This window comes from Bacillus sp. ISO11 (assembly GCF_003458115.1).
GTDB lineage: Bacteria > Bacillota > Bacilli > Bacillales > Bacillaceae_G > Bacillus_A > Bacillus_A cereus.
The window spans coordinates 285,818-301,583 of sequence record NZ_QXCO01000002.1 but is presented as its reverse complement, the minus strand read 5'-3'; the positions used below and the strand labels follow the sequence as shown (position 1 = coordinate 301,583).

The following is a 15,766-nucleotide window of genomic DNA, read 5'->3' as shown; positions in this document are numbered from 1 at the left end:
TATTTGTTCTCTCAAAGAAAACCCCATGCAATTTTACGCATGGGTTACATCAATATCAAATTGTTTTAATTCCCGAACGAGGCGTGCGATTGGTAAGCCAACTACACTATAGTAGTCCCCTTGAATATTTTGAACGAAAATAGATCCTTTACCTTGAATCCCATAACTACCGGCTTTATCAAGAGGTTCTTTCGACGCGACGTATGTATCAATTTCCTCTTTTGTTAACTCCCAAAATGTAACTTCTGTACGCTCATAAAAAGTAACCGTTTTTTCTTTTGCTATAATCGCAACACCTGTATACACTTCATGTGTTTTCCCTGATAGTAATTGTAACATCTCTTTCGCCTCATCCTCATTAGAAGGCTTACCAAGAATACGCGACTCATATGTAACAATTGTATCTGCACCTAACACAATGTGATCACTATTATTTTCTGCCACCGCTGATGCTTTTTGCAAGGCAAGCGACATTACAATATCAGAAGGCGATGAATATGCACCAATTGTTTCCTCTACTTCACTTACAACGATTTCAAATGGCACACTAGCTAACTCAAGCAATTCCTTCCTCCGAGGTGATCCTGAAGCTAAAATTATTTTTCTCATATTTTCTCCTTCCTTTCTCACATGAAGCAGAACAATTTATATTAATCGTATCAAAGGAATAGTTTGCCCACAAATGAAAGAAATATTAATTTCTCTAACTAAAATAACACTTCTTTATTGCATACGATTATATTCCCATCATAGAGAAAGCACTTTGCTCTAAATTCAAAAGAAAAGAAAGAAGTACATGTACTTCTTTCTTACTCATTTTATTATCCTATCATTTCACTTTCTACGAAACAATTTTTTCATACGAGAGTAAACCATCAATAATAACTTGATTTAATTTCGCCAAAGATTCCTTATCCATCTTCCCATCTTTTACTGTTTGTACAGCTACCGACGTATACATATACAGTTTCTTTGCTTCTTCTCGTTTCATACTTTCCCCTTCTTTTTCAACCTTTTTCCATTCTTTTTCAATTGCTTCTATATCTTTTGGGCTGCTTTTTCCACCAACTTGTACGCTAGAAGCATATTTTGCTAAATGAGTGTATAATGGCTGCACTTTTGTTAAAAATGTCCCTACTTCTTTATCATCTTTCAGCAATGCTTTATCTGTTATATCCCAGCTCTTTTTTAAAACGGAGACACCACCATTTTTATACTTAGTCATTAATTGATTTATAGACTGTTCATCGCTAGCAATACCAACAACTATTGCATACTTATCACCGCTCGGTCTCAAAGCACCAATGCCCCCATTGCCTTTCCATTCTTCAAGAGCTGCCTGTCCCTTTTCTTCAGAAGAATAAAGCCCCCCTTGAACAAAAAATAATTTCATCGGATCCAATGACGTTCCTGCCTGTGCTTTTTGTTTTTCTTCTTTCGGTGCTGGTGTTTGTTCTGCCGTTCCACCCACCCTTGATTCTCCATTTCCAGTCGGCCTTGAAGCTGTCACTTCACTTCCTCCTGTCGTTCCTTGTCCAGTAAGTAAATGAAGCATCCCCATTCCAAACGCCGTACCGATAATGATTGCAGTTGCAACGATTACAATTAATGTATTACTCCACTTCTTTCGGTATTTTTCCACAGACATTGATTTCGCTTTTTGAAACGGAACAACATTTTTCGGTCGTTCACTTTCTACTACCATCCATTCAAATTCATCTTTCTTTTTTTCCTCATACTTCGCTTCTGTTCCATTCACTTTCACTGAGATCGTTCGTGATTGCTTGTCCATACACTCACACCTCACCTCTTATCGTTGTCCGCATCATATCATATTCATTTCATAAAAAAACGAGATATTTGTCAGAGGAATTCGCCAAATAACCCTATATATTTATCTTATATGTATGCATTTGACTTCATTTGTAGAACAAAAAAACTAGATAGCAAAGACTATCTAGTTTTTCTCGCGAATATATTTTCGTACTTCAGAAATGAAATAAAGAGAACCCGTTATGATAAAAACATCATTTTCTGCTATCATTTCAACTTTTGTATCAATTGCCTCTTTCCAATTTTCAAAAACTAATTTTGATTCTTTCTGTGAATATGATGCAAGCTTATCAGCAGAAATAGCACGATCAAAGGCGAATGTTGTAAAAATAATTTCATCTGCAATGGTTTCTAATTGGCCTACCATGTTATGTAATTGTTTATCACCAAGGGCAGTAAATAACACTATTACATTTTTATCTTTGTAATGCGCTTCTACTGTTTTCACAAGGCTTTCGATACCTTCTGGATTATGAGCACCATCTATAATAATATCCGGGTTACTTTGCAACTTTTCAAAGCGCCCAATCCAATATGCTTCCAGTAATCCCGTTCTTATTTCCTCTTCTTCAATTAAAAATGATAAATATGTTTTTACATACATTACTGCCATAAGTGCTAACGCTGCATTTCCTACTTGATGAATGCCTTTCATTGAGATTTGCAAATCTTCAAATGCGGAAAAAGGACAAGTAAAATCAAACTGTTCCCCATCTTCATTAGACTGTTTATGTAACGCTGTAAAATGCTTGCTAAGTTCGTATAAGTTTGCATGGTTTTCCTTTGCAACATTTTGAATGACTTGCAAAGCTTCTTCATCTTGTACACCAGTAATTACCGGCACGCCAGACTTAATAATCCCCGCCTTTTCATATGCAATTTCCCCTAGTGTATTTCCTAAAATATGCATATGATCGTGACCGATATTCGTAATAATCGTGAGGACAGGGTGTATAACATTGGTAGAGTCAAAACGTCCACCAAGCCCTGTTTCAAATAAAACAACATCACAGAAATTGACTTTACCGAAATAGCAAATCGCCATAACAGTAATAATTTCAAACTCTGTCGCTTCCCCTAAATCCGTTTCATCTAGTTTTTCAACGACTGGTTTTACCATCTTTACAAGTTCAGTAATCTCTTCGTCTGCAATTGGTGTTCCATTCACACTAATGCGTTCATTAAATGATTCGATGTAAGGAGAAGTAAACGTTCCTACCTTATATTTCGTGCCTTCTAACATGTAACGCATATATGTTAACGTTGAACCTTTTCCATTTGTACCAGCAAGATGAACACATTTTATATGACGCTCTGGATTTCCAAGTTCTTCTAACATCCATCTCATTCTTTCTAATCCTGGTTTAATTCCAAATTTCAATCGGCTATGGATCCATCCTATCGCTTCTTCGTATGTATGTATCACGTATGTTTTTCCCCTTTCAATAGACAACTTTCATAGTTCTATTATACGCAAAGAAAAGAGACTCACCAATATAGTGAGTCTCTAAAAACATTTTTACTTTTCAAGATCTGCTAGACGTTGACGAACTGCTTCGCGTTTTTCTAGGTAATCTTGCTCTTTCGCACGCTCTCCTTCAATAACCGCTGCAGGAGCTTTCGCTACGAAACCTTGGTTAGAAAGTTTCTTCTGTACACGTTCTACTTCTTTATCGAACTTCTCAAGTTCTTTCTCAAGACGAGCTCTCTCTTCATCAAGATTGATAAGATCAGCTAACGGTAAGAATAACTCTGCACCTGATACGATTGCAGTCATTGCCTTTTCTGGCGCTTGTAAGTCTGTTTGAATTGTTAATTCGCTTGGGTTACAGAAACGCTCAATGTAAGAGCTGTTTTTCGTAAGTTGAGCAAGTACAGCCTCATCTTTTGCTTTAATTTGCATTTGAACTTTTTTGCTCATTGGCGTATTTACTTCTGCACGGATGTTACGAACAGAGCGAATGATATCAACTAGAAGGTGCATTTCTGCCGCAGCTTCCGTATCTTGTAAATCTTCGCGAACTGTTGGCCACGCAGCTACTGTAATAGACTCGCCTTCATGCGGTAAATGTTGCCAAATTTTCTCTGTTACGAATGGCATGAATGGGTGTAATAGACGCATTGTTTGATCTAATACGTAAGCTAAAATAGAACGAGTTGTTTTCTTAGCTGCTTCATCTTCACCGTATAGTGGAAGTTTCGCCATTTCAATATACCAATCACAGAAATCGTCCCAAATGAAGTTGTATAATGAACGACCAGCTTCACCGAACTCATATTTATCCATGTTACGTGTTACGCTTTCGATTGTTTCGTTTAAGCGCGTTAAGATCCACTTATCTGCTACTGATTTTTCACCAGTTAAATCGATTTCTTCATACTTCATATCATCCATGTTCATTAATACGAAACGTGATGCGTTCCAAATTTTATTAATGAAGTTCCAAGTAGATTCTACTTTTTCCATGCTGAAACGTAAATCTTGACCTGGTGCACTTCCTGTTGATAAGAAGAAACGCATTGCATCTGCACCGTACTTCTCGATAACATCCATTGGGTCAATACCGTTACCAAGAGATTTACTCATCTTACGACCTTGCTCGTCACGAACTAAACCGTGAATTAATACATCTTTAAATGGACGCTCTCCTGTAAACTCTAAACCTTGGAAAATCATACGAGATACCCAGAAGAAGATGATATCATAACCCGTTACTAGTGCATCTGTTGAATAGTAACGTTTGAAATCTGCTGAATCTTCATTTGGCCAACCAAGTGTTGAGAATGGCCATAACGCTGAACTGAACCATGTATCAAGTACGTCGTTATCTTGATTCCAGTTTTCAATATCTGCTGGTGCTTCTGTACCTACGTATACTTCACCAGTTTCTTTATGGTACCAAGCTGGAATACGGTGTCCCCACCATAATTGACGAGAAATACACCAGTCATGAATATTTTCCATCCAACGTAAATATGTGTTTTCAAAACGCTCTGGTACGAACGTTACTTTTTCTTCTTCTTTTTGTTGAAGCGCTACTGCTTTTTCAGCAAGTGGAGCCATTTTTACGAACCATTGTGTTGATAAATAAGGCTCAACAACTGCACCGCTACGCTCACTATGACCTACTGAATGCATATGTGGCTCGATTTCTACTAATACGCCAGCTTCTTGTAAGTCTTTTACTAATTCTTTACGGCATTCGAAACGATCCATACCGTTATACTTACCAGCTTTTTCGTTCATTGTTCCATCTTCGTTCATTACTAAAATGCGTGGTAAGTCATGACGGTTACCTACTTCAAAGTCATTCGGGTCATGAGCTGGTGTAATTTTTACAACGCCCGTTCCGAAATCTTTTTCTACGTACTCATCAGCAATAATCGGAATCTCACGGCCTACGATTGGAAGTGTAACTGTTTTTCCGATTAAATGTTTGTAACGATCGTCTTCTGGATGAACTGCTACTGCTGTATCACCAAGCATCGTTTCTGGACGAGTTGTCGCAAGACGAATGTGACCAGAACCATCTGTTAACGGATAGTTCATATGATAGAATGCACCTTGAACTTCTTTATGAATTACTTCAATATCAGAAAGAGCTGTACGTGTTGCTGGATCCCAGTTGATGATATATTCACCACGGTAAATTAAGCCTTTTTCGTATAATTGAACGAATACTTTATTAACCGCATCTGATAAACCTTTGTCTAATGTGAAGCGTTCACGAGAATAGTCTAGTCCTAAACCAACTTTCCCCCATTGTTGACGAATGTGAGAAGCGTACTCTTCTTTCCACTCCCAAGCTTTTTCAAGGAATTTTTCACGGCCAAGATCGTAACGTGAAATACCTTCTTCACGAAGTTTTCCTTCTACTTTCGCTTGTGTTGCGATACCAGCATGGTCCATTCCTGGAAGCCATAGTACATCGTATCCTTGCATACGCTTCGTACGAGTTAAAATATCTTGAAGAGTTGTATCCCAAGCATGACCTAGGTGTAACTTACCAGTTACGTTCGGAGGTGGAATTACAATTGTATACGGTTGTTTCTTCTCGTCTCCTGTTGCTTCAAAATATTTGCCTTCAAGCCACCATTGATAAAGGCCTTCTTCAACGGACATATGATCATATTTAGTTGGTAAATTCTTTTCCGTGTTTGACATTATTTTCCCTCCTTAAAATAAAAAATGTCCCTCATCCAAAAAGGACGAGGGACATCGCGGTACCACCTTTATTTACAAACAAATTCATAATTTGCTTATACTCTTAATTTGATAACGGACAAATCCGTCTTTTCCTAATAAGAACTATTCCGTTCAGAAAAGATGCTCCAGGGCTACCTTCTAACATAACTATCTAGAGAATCTCTCAGCTAATGATTCTCCTCTCTGAAGACGTTTCATGTTATACTCTTCCCCTTCAAGGCATTTATATGATTGTTAATTATTATATACAATAGTGTAAAAAACGAAACCTTATTCGTCAAGATAAATTTAAAACTACAGCTTTTCGTGCAAAAAAAAGAAGATAAGTAGAATCCTCTACTTATCTTCTTTCCCCCGCTATTTGCGGGCAGTAAGACCTCCACCTCAAAACTCAGCTGAAGCAAAGAAGTTAGATGGGAGCCCTGCTGCCCGTAAACGCCCAATTGGTGAAGGCTAATCATCAGCGGAGAATGCCTTTACTTTATCCGTTCCCTTGCTGGGCAGCTTGTAATTGCGACAGGAAATATTCTATATTGCTAACGAGCCAATGCGATTGTTGCAAACTCTTTACTCCGCGCAGTTCATTTTCCTCGTTGCGATTATCTCTTCTTTTCTTATAAGACTGGATTTGCCGAATAAATTGCGATGGATACGTCATATACGCAAACATAAGTAGTTGCTCTTCTTTCGTAAAAGGGAAATTTTTTTGATACATTTGAAACCATTCAAACCGATCACTTCTTGCGATTGGATATGTGTTTAAAGACCGTGAATAAAAACCTACTATATCTTGCACAGGCGTTGCAAACTTCGATTTTTCTAAACTAATAAAATAGCCATTCCGCTCATAGTCAAATAAAAAATGATTAAGTGACATATTACCATGCACAAAAGTAATACGCGTTTTCTCTTTTTCTTTCATCGCATCGTTCCACTCATTTAATTGCTTCGTTGCAAATTCACGCGCTCTCATTACATGATGATAGTACGTACAATATTGCAATTCAAACGGGGACATATACCATTTTGATTCAGATTCTACGAGAAACTCTTCTAACATCTCACCATCATTTTCCCAACGATCGGATATACTTGTATAATGTTTTTCTAAATCTTCTTCCGTATACGTTTCTTCCTTCACAGTTTTTTGATGCAACGTTCCAAGTGTCTGAAACATTTTATGGTATTGATCATTGTCCTCACCGTTTCCTTCTGCACGTTCTAACCAAGGCATTAAATAATAATTATACGTCCCGTCACTTAAAATATAACTTCCATCCGTCGCATGATATATAGGTACATAATTTGAAAAACCTTTCTCCTTCAAATATTGAATATGATGCAGAAAGTTATTCCGCTCTAACTTTCTGCCTTCTATTTTCTTGAGTGCATATGGACCTTGATTCGTATAAATTTTCATTACATTTCCGTGCTCTTCCATATGCTGCGTATCCAATCTATATTGCCTCACAATAGGTTCATAGTGATTTCGCAACTCAATATCCATACGAATAACCCTTTCTATTCAAAACATAGCCTCTAAGAAAGGAAGTGAGTGAAAACACTCACTTCCTTATTTCGTCTTTACCCTTGAAACGGGAATATAAATAATTTGCCCCGTATTTAAAAATATATCTTCTGTTTGATTGACACGGTGTAAATTTTGTACAGACGTTTCATAACGGTCTGCAATAGATTCAATTGTATCCCCTTCTTGCACGAAATACATTCTTAACTTTGTAAATTCTTCTTCCGGTTCTTTCGTAAATAGTTTTGTTAAATAAAGCGCATTTTCATCTCGCTGTGAGTACTCTTCTTCTTGTTCTTCCTGCTTTTTCGCTTTTTCTTTCTTGAAATCTTTTCGTCCGAACAGTTCAAATTGTGGCGTTGTTTCTTGCTCCTCTTCACGTTCCACAAATTCATGTTCTTCTATTTTCTCTTCTTCTAATTCCTGCTCTTTTCTTTCCTCTAATTGGAACGGTTCAAATGCGTAATCTTCCCACTCATCTGATTCCTTATATGCTGGTTCTTCTACATGCGGCGCCGGTCTATTTTCATCCTCTTGCGCTGAATCTTCTTCTAACTCAGCATACACCGTTTCTTCCTCTTCCTCTTCAACTTCATCCTCGCTTCTCTCTTCATCACACAAACCGGTAATAGATATATCCGCTAATAATTGTAAGCAACCATTTTCCTTTAATTCATAATCAAATTCCTCGATTGATACATATAGCTCTTCAATTACTTTCACTCGATTTCTCGGAATTGATATTTCAAGTGGAAAGGAATGAACAAGTTCATTAACCCCATCTTCTCTTGTTTCTACATAATCAATTGACTTTGCTGGCGATAGTTCTCTTAATGAATACGCCGAATCATCTTTTCGTGCAACATACTCTCCCGTTAAATCTAATTGTCCTCTCACGATTACTTCATGATCAAGCTCTTCTATCTCAACGTCTGGATCTAACGAAATTGACAAAAGTTCTTCGACTTCCTGTCCTTTTTGGAACCACACAGATTCTTTTAATGAAAATCGTAATGAATGATCTGCAGCCACTTCTTTTCCCCCTCCCAAACTATATGTCATTACAGATTTATGTGCGGAAAGCTTACTTTATGAATAAAAAAAATCGCTCCCCTTACGGAGAGCGATTTTCTCTAATACATTACGCTTTTAATTTTGACATTGCAATTTCAGCTGCTGCAATCGTCGCTTCAATATCTGCATCACTATGTGCTGTCGATAAGAATAAACCTTCGAATTGAGATGGCGGTAAGAATACACCTTGTTCTACCATTTCACGATAGTAAGCCGCAAAGAATTCTAAGTTTGAAGATTTTGCTGCATCGTAATTAATAACGGGTTCATCTGTAAAGAAAATACCAATCATAGAGCCTGCACGGTTAATATGGTGAGGAATGCCATGTTTTTCAGCTGCTTTACGTAATCCAGCTTCTAACATTTCAGCTTTACGCTCAAATTCTACATATGATTCTGGCGTTAACTGTACTAACGTTTCATAACCTGCCGCCATTGCAAGTGGGTTACCTGATAAAGTACCAGCTTGGTAAATCGGTCCGCTTGGCGCAACTTGGCGCATAATTTCCGCTTTACCACCGTATGCTCCTACTGGTAAACCACCACCGATTACTTTACCTAAGCATGTTAAATCAGGCGTTACGCCATAATAACCTTGGCCACAATTATAAGCTACTCGGAACCCTGTCATTACTTCATCAAAAATAAGCAATGCACCGTTTTGTTCTGTTACTTCACGAAGACCTTCTAAAAATCCAGGCTGCGGAGGAACAACCCCCATATTTCCTGCTACTGGTTCTACAATTACACAAGCAATATCATCACCGAATTGTTCAAACGCGTATTTTACGCTTTCTAAATCGTTATAAGCTACTGTAATCGTATTTTTCGCTACACCTTCTGGTACACCAGGACTATCTGGTAAACCTAAAGTCGCCACACCAGAACCAGCTTTAATTAATAACGAATCACCATGACCGTGGTAACAACCGATAAATTTCAAGATTTTATTACGACCTGTATAACCACGAGCTAAACGTAGTGCACTCATTGTTGCTTCCGTTCCAGAGTTAACCATACGCACAATCTCAATTGATGGCACGCGCTCAATAACAAGTTTTGCTAATTTATTTTCAATTTCTGTTGGTGCACCGAAGCTTGTACCTCTTTCAGCAACAGATTTTAACGCTTCTACAACACGATCATTTGCATGACCATGAATTAAAGGACCCCATGATAATACGTAGTCGATGTATTCATTCCCATCGATATCATATACTTTAGAGCCTTTTCCACGCTCCATAAACAACGGATTCATCCCAACAGACTTAAAGGCACGAACCGGGCTATTTACGCCACCAGGCATTAAGTCTTGCGCCTCTTCAAACGCTGCAATTGACTTATCAAACTTTTTCATTATTTAGCGCCTCCTTCTTGTAACCATCTTGCTGCATCTTTTGCATGATACGTAATAATTAAATCTGCTCCTGCACGTTTCATACTAATTAATTTTTCAAGAACAACTTCTTTTTCATTAATCCAACCATTTTGCGCTGCCGCTTTAATCATCGAATATTCACCACTTACATTATAAGCGACAACTGGTAAATTAAGGTTATTTTTCACATCACGAACGATATCTAAGTAAGAAAGAGCTGGTTTTACGATTAAGAAATCTGCACCTTCCATTACATCCGATTCTGCTTCACGGAATGCTTCCATACGGTTTGCCGGATCCATTTGATATGTTTTACGGTCACCAAATTGCGGTGCACCGTGCGCAGCATCACGGAATGGTCCATAAAATGCTGATGAATATTTCACAGCGTACGACATAACTGGCACGTGTCCAAAACCATTTTCGTCTAATGCATGGCGAATTGCTGTTACGAAGCCGTCCATCATGTTTGATGGCGCAATAATGTCCGCTCCTGCTTTCGCTTGACTTACAGCTGTTTTCGCAAGAACTGCAAGAGACTCGTCATTTAAAATAATACCATCTTCAATTACACCGCAATGACCATGGCTTGTAAATTGACATAAACATGTGTCTGCAACTACTACTAGCTCAGGGAAATCACCTTTAATTTGCTGAATAGCACGTTGTACAATTCCATGATCACAATATGCTGATGATCCAACTTCATCCTTTTCAGCAGGTAAACCAAATACAATAACAGAACGAATACCTAAATCAACAACTTCTTGCATTTCAGCTTGCAATAAATCTAAAGACATTTGATATACGCCTGGCATAGAAGGAACTTCATTACGAACATTTTCACCTTCTAATACAAAAATAGGGTAAATAAAATCTTCCGTATGTAAAAACGTTTCACGCACAAGCGCACGCATGCCCCCGCTTTGTCTTAAACGACGATGACGATTAAATTGTAAAGAGTTCATAGATTTCTATCCCCATTCTTTCATTTTATAGATTCACAAACACATTGTAGTAATGCTTCTACAGTGTACTCTTTCGGCACAATAACAGACGGAAAATAAAGACTTGCCTCTTTTTCCGTAATAGGTCCTATACAAGCAATTGTACATTTTTTTGTCCATTCTCTCCAGTTTGTACCCTCAAGTAAACGAACAAAACTAGTAACAGTTGAAGGGCTCGTAAATGTAATAATGTCTACTTTCCCTAACTTCAATGCCGCTATAAGCTCTTGCTTTTTTTCTATATTCACTTTCGTACCGTATACGGTTAGCTCATCTAGAGAAATACCAATTTCCCGAAGTGCAACCGGAATTACCTCTCTTGCTAAATTCCCTTTCGGAAATAAAATACGTTCATTTCCACTTAATTCTTTTAGAAACTCTTCTGCAAATGCTTCTGCAACAAATAAAGTCGGAACAAAATGAACTTGATAGCCCCTTTTTTCTAACTCTAATTTTGTTTTCACACCTACCGCAGCGATTTTAATGGTTAGTGGTAGTTTCTTTTTTAAACTATCCAGAAAAAAAGCTACACCATTTCTGCTCGTAAAAATAACCCAGTCGTATGAATGTAGCTGCTCTTCAATATGTTGAATTTGCCTATGAGACATACCTTCCATACGCAAAAGCGGAATTTCCAATGGAATTCCGCTCTTTTCTTTCACTGCTACACTCATTTGTTTCGCTTGATGCTGGGCACGTGTAATCAATACCGTTTTTCCAGCGAGAGCGTTCATATTTATTGTTGCTCCTTATTTGCAGCAAGAATGAGTTCTTTGGCGCCTTGCTTAATTAAACGGTCCGCGGCCTCTAATCCTACTTCCTCAGGATTAGTACCCACTACTGTCTCTTTTAATAAAACAGAGCCATCCATAGAGCCGACAAGAGCTGTTAATTCGATTGCATCGTTTTCTGTAAGGGTTGCATATCCAGCAATTGGAACTTGGCATCCACCTTCAAGTTTATGAAGAAATACTCGCTCCGCTGCCACTGTTCTTTCTGTTATCGTATCATTAATATGCGCTAACAATTGCAATAAATCCTTATCATCCTCACGACACTCAATCGCTAATGCACCTTGTCCTACAGCAGGTACACATAACGCTTCATCTAAATGTTCTGTAATAACTTCATCATCCCAGCCCATTCTTTGTAATCCAGCTGTCGCTAAAATAATCGCATCGTAATCTTCTTCTTTTAATTTACGTAAACGTGTATCGATATTCCCGCGAATCCACTTAACTTGTAAATCTGGTCTCGCAGCGAGTAGCTGTGCACTACGTCTTAAACTACTCGTACCTAAAATAGCACCTTCCGCTAACTCTTTAAACGATGCTCCATTTTTTGAGATAAAAGCATCACGAGGGTCAACACGCTTTGGTGTACAGCCAATCATTAAACCTTCTGGAAGTACGGCTGGCATATCTTTCATACTATGTACAGCCATATCGATTTCTTTCGTAAGTAGCGCGTGTTCAATCTCTTTTACAAACAAGCCTTTGCCGCCTACTTTTGAAAGAGTAACATCTAAAATAACATCACCTTTTGTGACAATTTCTTTCACTTCAAATTCATATGGTAGACCTAGGGCTTTTAACTGATCAATAAACCAGTTTGTTTGCGTTAATGCTAGTTTACTCTTTCGTGATCCTACAATAATTTTGCGCATAATTCTCTCTCCTCATTATAAATACCAAAAGTGGAAATTGGATAAACTGCTTAATAGAAAAATGTTTACTAGCATTACGAGAAACGATCCGATATTCCACTGTACAATTTTCTTACCTTGCAACACATCTGCCGCTCGTAAATATAAACCTGTGCAATACACAAATAGAACGACAAAAGATCCGATTACTTTCGTATCATACCAATGGAAATTATCCAATTTTGTATATCCCCATATACATCCTAATAAAATTGCTAGTAAGAAAAATGGAACAGAAAATAAATTTAATCCGTAAGACATAGATTCTAGCTTCGGTAAATTCCCTAACCTTCTTAATCTCGCATTCCATTTTTTCTTTTTTAATAGGCGATATTGTAATAAGTACATAATAGAAAAAATGAACGATACAGTAAACGTTGCGTAAGAAATAATTGCCATACCGACATGCACGTATACAAGTTCTGAAACTAATTGTTCCGCAAGTACTGGCGACATCTTTCCGAGCGGTGTAAAAATAGAAAAAGCGCTTACGCCAAATGCAACAACATTTGTAAAAAAGACTAAAAAGTCGATTCTCATAAATCGATTAATGACTAACGACATCGTAATCAATAACCAAACATAAAAATAAATCCCTGATAATAAAGTTAAAATAGGATTCGTTTCTGAATCTGTAGCCCTAAGCAACATAAAAATAGACTGCAGGACCCATACAATCGCAAGTAACCAAAAAGCAAATCGGTTCGCCTTTCGGTTACTTTGGAAATAATCTATAAAATATAAACTAATGCTACAAGCATATAAAATAATTGCAATATGATAAATAATACTGTTATTTAAAAAACTCATCCGATCATCCTTCCAAATTATAAAGATGGAACGGATGGTGTCCACACTTTTTTATGTTCTACTTCTTCCGCACAACTCTCTACGTCTTCCGTTTCTAAATCGAAAATCTTCGCAAATAACGCTAATTTTTCGCTCGCTCCCTCTTCAGCAGCTATTTCTTTCGCTACTAAAATTGGGTCTTTTAATAATTGATTAATAATACTTTTCGTATGCTTACTAATGACTTTTTTCTCACGATCACTAAGGTTTGGTATTTTTCGCTCTAGGCTTACCATCGTTTCACTTTGGATTGCAAGTGCCTTATCACGAAGAGCTGATATTAATGGAACAACACCAAGTGTACTTAACCACGTTTTAAATAGAACAATTTCCTCTTCAATCATAAATTGAATTTTCTCTGCTTCTTTCAAACGCTCAGCACGGTTTGCCTCCACTACTCCTTGTAAATCATCAATATCATACAAGAAAGAACCTTCTAGCTCATCAATCGCTGGATCAATATCACGTGGCACTGCAATGTCAACCATAAACAAAGGGCGACCAGAGCGCATTTTCTCTACCTTCGTCATCATCTCTTTCGTAATGACATACTCCGATGCACCAGTTGAACTAATTAAAATATCTGCTTCTAATAATGCACATTGTAATTCGCTTAACGATTTTGCATGTCCCATATATTTCTCAGCCATTACTTCTGCTTTCGAAAGCGTCCTATTCATAACTGTTACTTTACGAGCACCACTTCCATATAAGTTTTGCAGTGCAAGTTCGCCCATTTTACCAGCACCAAGAATAAGCACATGACAATCTGTTAACTCGCCAAATATTTTCTTTCCAAGCTCAACAGCAGCATAACTAACAGACATCGCACTTTCCCCGATTGTTGTTTCTGAGTGGGCACGTTTTGCTAATGTAATGACTTGCTTAAACAATTCATTAAAAATTGTGCCTGTTGCTTTAACTTGTTGCGCTTCTAAAAAGCTATCTTTTATTTGACCTAAAATCTGCGTTTCTCCGACTACCATAGAATCTAAACCGCACGTTACGCGGAATAAATGATCTATTGCACCATCTTGTTCAAAAATAGTTAAATATGGCGCGACTTCTTCTATTTCAAGCTGAAACCAATCAGCTAAAAACTTCTTAATATAATACCGTCCCGTGTGTAATTGATCGACAACAGCATAAATCTCAGTGCGATTACAAGTTGATACAATGACATTCTCTAACACGCTCTTTTGATTTTGTAATGTAGTCATCGCTCGCTCTAGTTCTGCTGCCTGAAATGTGAGTTTCTCACGAAATTCTACAGGGGCTGTTCGATAATTTACACTAACAACAAGAATATGCACGCAGCATGTCCCCCTTCACCCGTTTTATCACTTTATCTACTATCATAATACAACTTTCCTCTTATGAATCTGACAATCGTGTGAACAACCGATTATTTTTTAATTATTCTCCGTATGTAATAAAGGAGATTCAGTAACACTAATAAAAAAAACTTCTACTTTATAATGATTATAAATTAATAACTCTATTTGTACGTTACCAAAAAAAGCCCTCATAATCAAGTGATGGAAACTATTCCATATAAATTATAACATCATCTTCCCTATCTTCTTTCATCATGAAGGAAAATATGTATGATTGTTCCAAAATGCAACAAAGACTTTCTCAATACAATGTATTTGACATTGTATTTCTTTTTCGTTATATTGGTTTTACAAAATTAAATTGCGCACAATTTAATTAGAAGGGAGTTATTTATGACAGAGGACTCTTTGCATCTAGATAACCAACTTTGTTTTTCTATTTACGCCTGCTCTAGAGAGGTTACTCGTTTTTATCGACCTTATTTAGAAGAAATGGGTATTACGTATCCCCAGTACATTACTTTACTCGTACTATGGGAGCAAGATGGACTAACAGTAAAAGAAATTGGAGAACGTCTATTTTTAGATTCTGGTACGTTAACACCTATGTTAAAACGCATGGAATCATTAAAACTTGTAAAACGTGTTCGTTCCAAAGAAGACGAGCGAAAAGTTTGTATTGAATTAACAGAACAAGGCAAAGATTTAAAGGAAAAGGCTTGTTCATTACCGACAACGATGGCTACAAACTTAGGAATTACAGAGCAAGAATATCGCTCTTTATTAATTCAACTAAATAAACTAATTGACACAATGAAAACAATTAATGATGGAAAAGGGGAATAAAT

At 37.3% G+C, this 15,766-nt stretch carries 13 protein-coding genes and 1 other annotated feature; of the genes, 1 reads left to right on the top strand and 12 read right to left on the bottom strand.

Going from position 1 to position 15,766, the window contains the following annotated elements; all coding sequences use genetic code 11:
• Positions 1 to 33: 33 nt before the first annotated feature.
• From D1166_RS03485 to hemA, 12 genes are all read right to left on the bottom strand, one after another.
• Positions 34 to 609 carry a Maf family protein gene (locus D1166_RS03485; RefSeq protein WP_061654504.1) on the bottom strand — a complete coding sequence of 192 codons (576 nt, stop codon included), beginning with the start codon at positions 607 to 609 and terminating at the stop codon, positions 34 to 36.
• A gap of 232 nt (positions 610 to 841) precedes the next feature.
• The gene (locus tag D1166_RS03480) at positions 842 to 1,792 is read right to left on the bottom strand and encodes a stage II sporulation protein B (protein ID WP_118043246.1); all 951 of its coding nucleotides are present in this window, start codon (positions 1,790 to 1,792) and stop codon (positions 842 to 844) included.
• A gap of 165 nt (positions 1,793 to 1,957) precedes the next feature.
• A complete protein-coding gene (locus D1166_RS03475) occupies positions 1,958 to 3,259 on the bottom strand; it encodes a bifunctional folylpolyglutamate synthase/dihydrofolate synthase (protein ID WP_097861862.1) in 1,302 nt (433 codons plus the stop codon).
• A 93-nt stretch (positions 3,260 to 3,352) separates the two neighbouring features.
• Positions 3,353 to 5,998, bottom strand: coding sequence for a valine--tRNA ligase (locus D1166_RS03470; RefSeq protein ID WP_000072250.1), 2,646 nt, complete (start codon positions 5,996 to 5,998; stop codon positions 3,353 to 3,355).
• Between the two features lie 37 nt (positions 5,999 to 6,035).
• Positions 6,036 to 6,267 (bottom strand) — a binding site (T-box leader).
• Between the two features lie 254 nt (positions 6,268 to 6,521).
• A complete protein-coding gene (gene ysxE, locus D1166_RS03465; RefSeq protein ID WP_118043245.1) occupies positions 6,522 to 7,547 on the bottom strand; it encodes a spore coat protein YsxE in 1,026 nt (341 codons plus the stop codon).
• 66 nt (positions 7,548 to 7,613) lie between these two features.
• Positions 7,614 to 8,630 carry a stage VI sporulation protein D gene (spoVID, locus tag D1166_RS03460; RefSeq protein WP_002062448.1) on the bottom strand — a complete coding sequence of 339 codons (1,017 nt, stop codon included), beginning with the start codon at positions 8,628 to 8,630 and terminating at the stop codon, positions 7,614 to 7,616.
• Positions 8,631 to 8,709: 79 nt separating this feature from the next.
• Entirely contained in the window at positions 8,710 to 9,999 is a 1,290-nt protein-coding gene (gene hemL, locus D1166_RS03455) for a glutamate-1-semialdehyde 2,1-aminomutase (RefSeq protein ID WP_000712943.1), read from the bottom strand.
• Entirely contained in the window at positions 9,999 to 10,988 is a 990-nt protein-coding gene (gene hemB / locus D1166_RS03450) for a porphobilinogen synthase (RefSeq protein WP_097861861.1), read from the bottom strand. Before hemB ends, hemL begins: the two co-directional genes overlap by 1 nt.
• A 20-nt stretch (positions 10,989 to 11,008) precedes the next feature.
• On the bottom strand, positions 11,009 to 11,761 hold the full coding sequence (gene hemD, locus D1166_RS03445) for a uroporphyrinogen-III synthase (RefSeq protein ID WP_000992342.1): 753 nt from the start codon (positions 11,759 to 11,761) through the stop codon (positions 11,009 to 11,011).
• Between the two features lie 2 nt (positions 11,762 to 11,763).
• Positions 11,764 to 12,693: a hydroxymethylbilane synthase gene (hemC, locus tag D1166_RS03440; protein WP_001226396.1), complete on the bottom strand. Its 930-nt coding sequence runs from the start codon at positions 12,691 to 12,693 to the stop codon at positions 11,764 to 11,766.
• Positions 12,694 to 12,708: 15 nt separating this feature from the next.
• A complete protein-coding gene (locus D1166_RS03435) occupies positions 12,709 to 13,542 on the bottom strand; it encodes a cytochrome c biogenesis protein (RefSeq protein WP_000008991.1) in 834 nt (277 codons plus the stop codon).
• 17 nt (positions 13,543 to 13,559) lie between these two features.
• The gene (gene hemA / locus D1166_RS03430) at positions 13,560 to 14,894 is read right to left on the bottom strand and encodes a glutamyl-tRNA reductase (RefSeq protein ID WP_000547867.1); all 1,335 of its coding nucleotides are present in this window, start codon (positions 14,892 to 14,894) and stop codon (positions 13,560 to 13,562) included.
• 417 nt (positions 14,895 to 15,311) lie between these two features.
• On the opposite strand from hemA, the gene D1166_RS03425 reads away from it, so the two are divergent.
• Complete coding sequence (locus D1166_RS03425; RefSeq protein ID WP_000133916.1) at positions 15,312 to 15,764, top strand: MarR family winged helix-turn-helix transcriptional regulator; 453 nt, start codon at positions 15,312 to 15,314, stop codon at positions 15,762 to 15,764.
• Positions 15,765 to 15,766: the final 2 nt, after the last annotated feature.

What these genes read in the sequence shown, in the direction of transcription:
- D1166_RS03485 (WP_061654504.1), bottom strand. Translation starts at nt 609, where the DNA reads ATGAGAAAAATAATTTTAGCTTCAGGATCACCTCGGAGGAAGGAATTG.
- D1166_RS03480 (WP_118043246.1), bottom strand. Translation starts at nt 1,792, where the DNA reads ATGGACAAGCAATCACGAACGATCTCAGTGAAAGTGAATGGAACAGAA.
- D1166_RS03470 (WP_000072250.1), bottom strand. Translation starts at nt 5,998, where the DNA reads ATGTCAAACACGGAAAAGAATTTACCAACTAAATATGATCATATGTCC.
- ysxE (WP_118043245.1), bottom strand. Translation starts at nt 7,547, where the DNA reads ATGGATATTGAGTTGCGAAATCACTATGAACCTATTGTGAGGCAATAT.
- spoVID (WP_002062448.1), bottom strand. Translation starts at nt 8,630, where the DNA reads ATGACATATAGTTTGGGAGGGGGAAAAGAAGTGGCTGCAGATCATTCA.
- hemL (WP_000712943.1), bottom strand. Translation starts at nt 9,999, where the DNA reads ATGAAAAAGTTTGATAAGTCAATTGCAGCGTTTGAAGAGGCGCAAGAC.
- hemB (WP_097861861.1), bottom strand. Translation starts at nt 10,988, where the DNA reads ATGAACTCTTTACAATTTAATCGTCATCGTCGTTTAAGACAAAGCGGG.
- hemD (WP_000992342.1), bottom strand. Translation starts at nt 11,761, where the DNA reads ATGAACGCTCTCGCTGGAAAAACGGTATTGATTACACGTGCCCAGCAT.
- hemC (WP_001226396.1), bottom strand. Translation starts at nt 12,693, where the DNA reads ATGCGCAAAATTATTGTAGGATCACGAAAGAGTAAACTAGCATTAACG.
- D1166_RS03435 (WP_000008991.1), bottom strand. Translation starts at nt 13,542, where the DNA reads ATGAGTTTTTTAAATAACAGTATTATTTATCATATTGCAATTATTTTA.
- D1166_RS03425 (WP_000133916.1), top strand. Translation starts at nt 15,312, where the DNA reads ATGACAGAGGACTCTTTGCATCTAGATAACCAACTTTGTTTTTCTATT.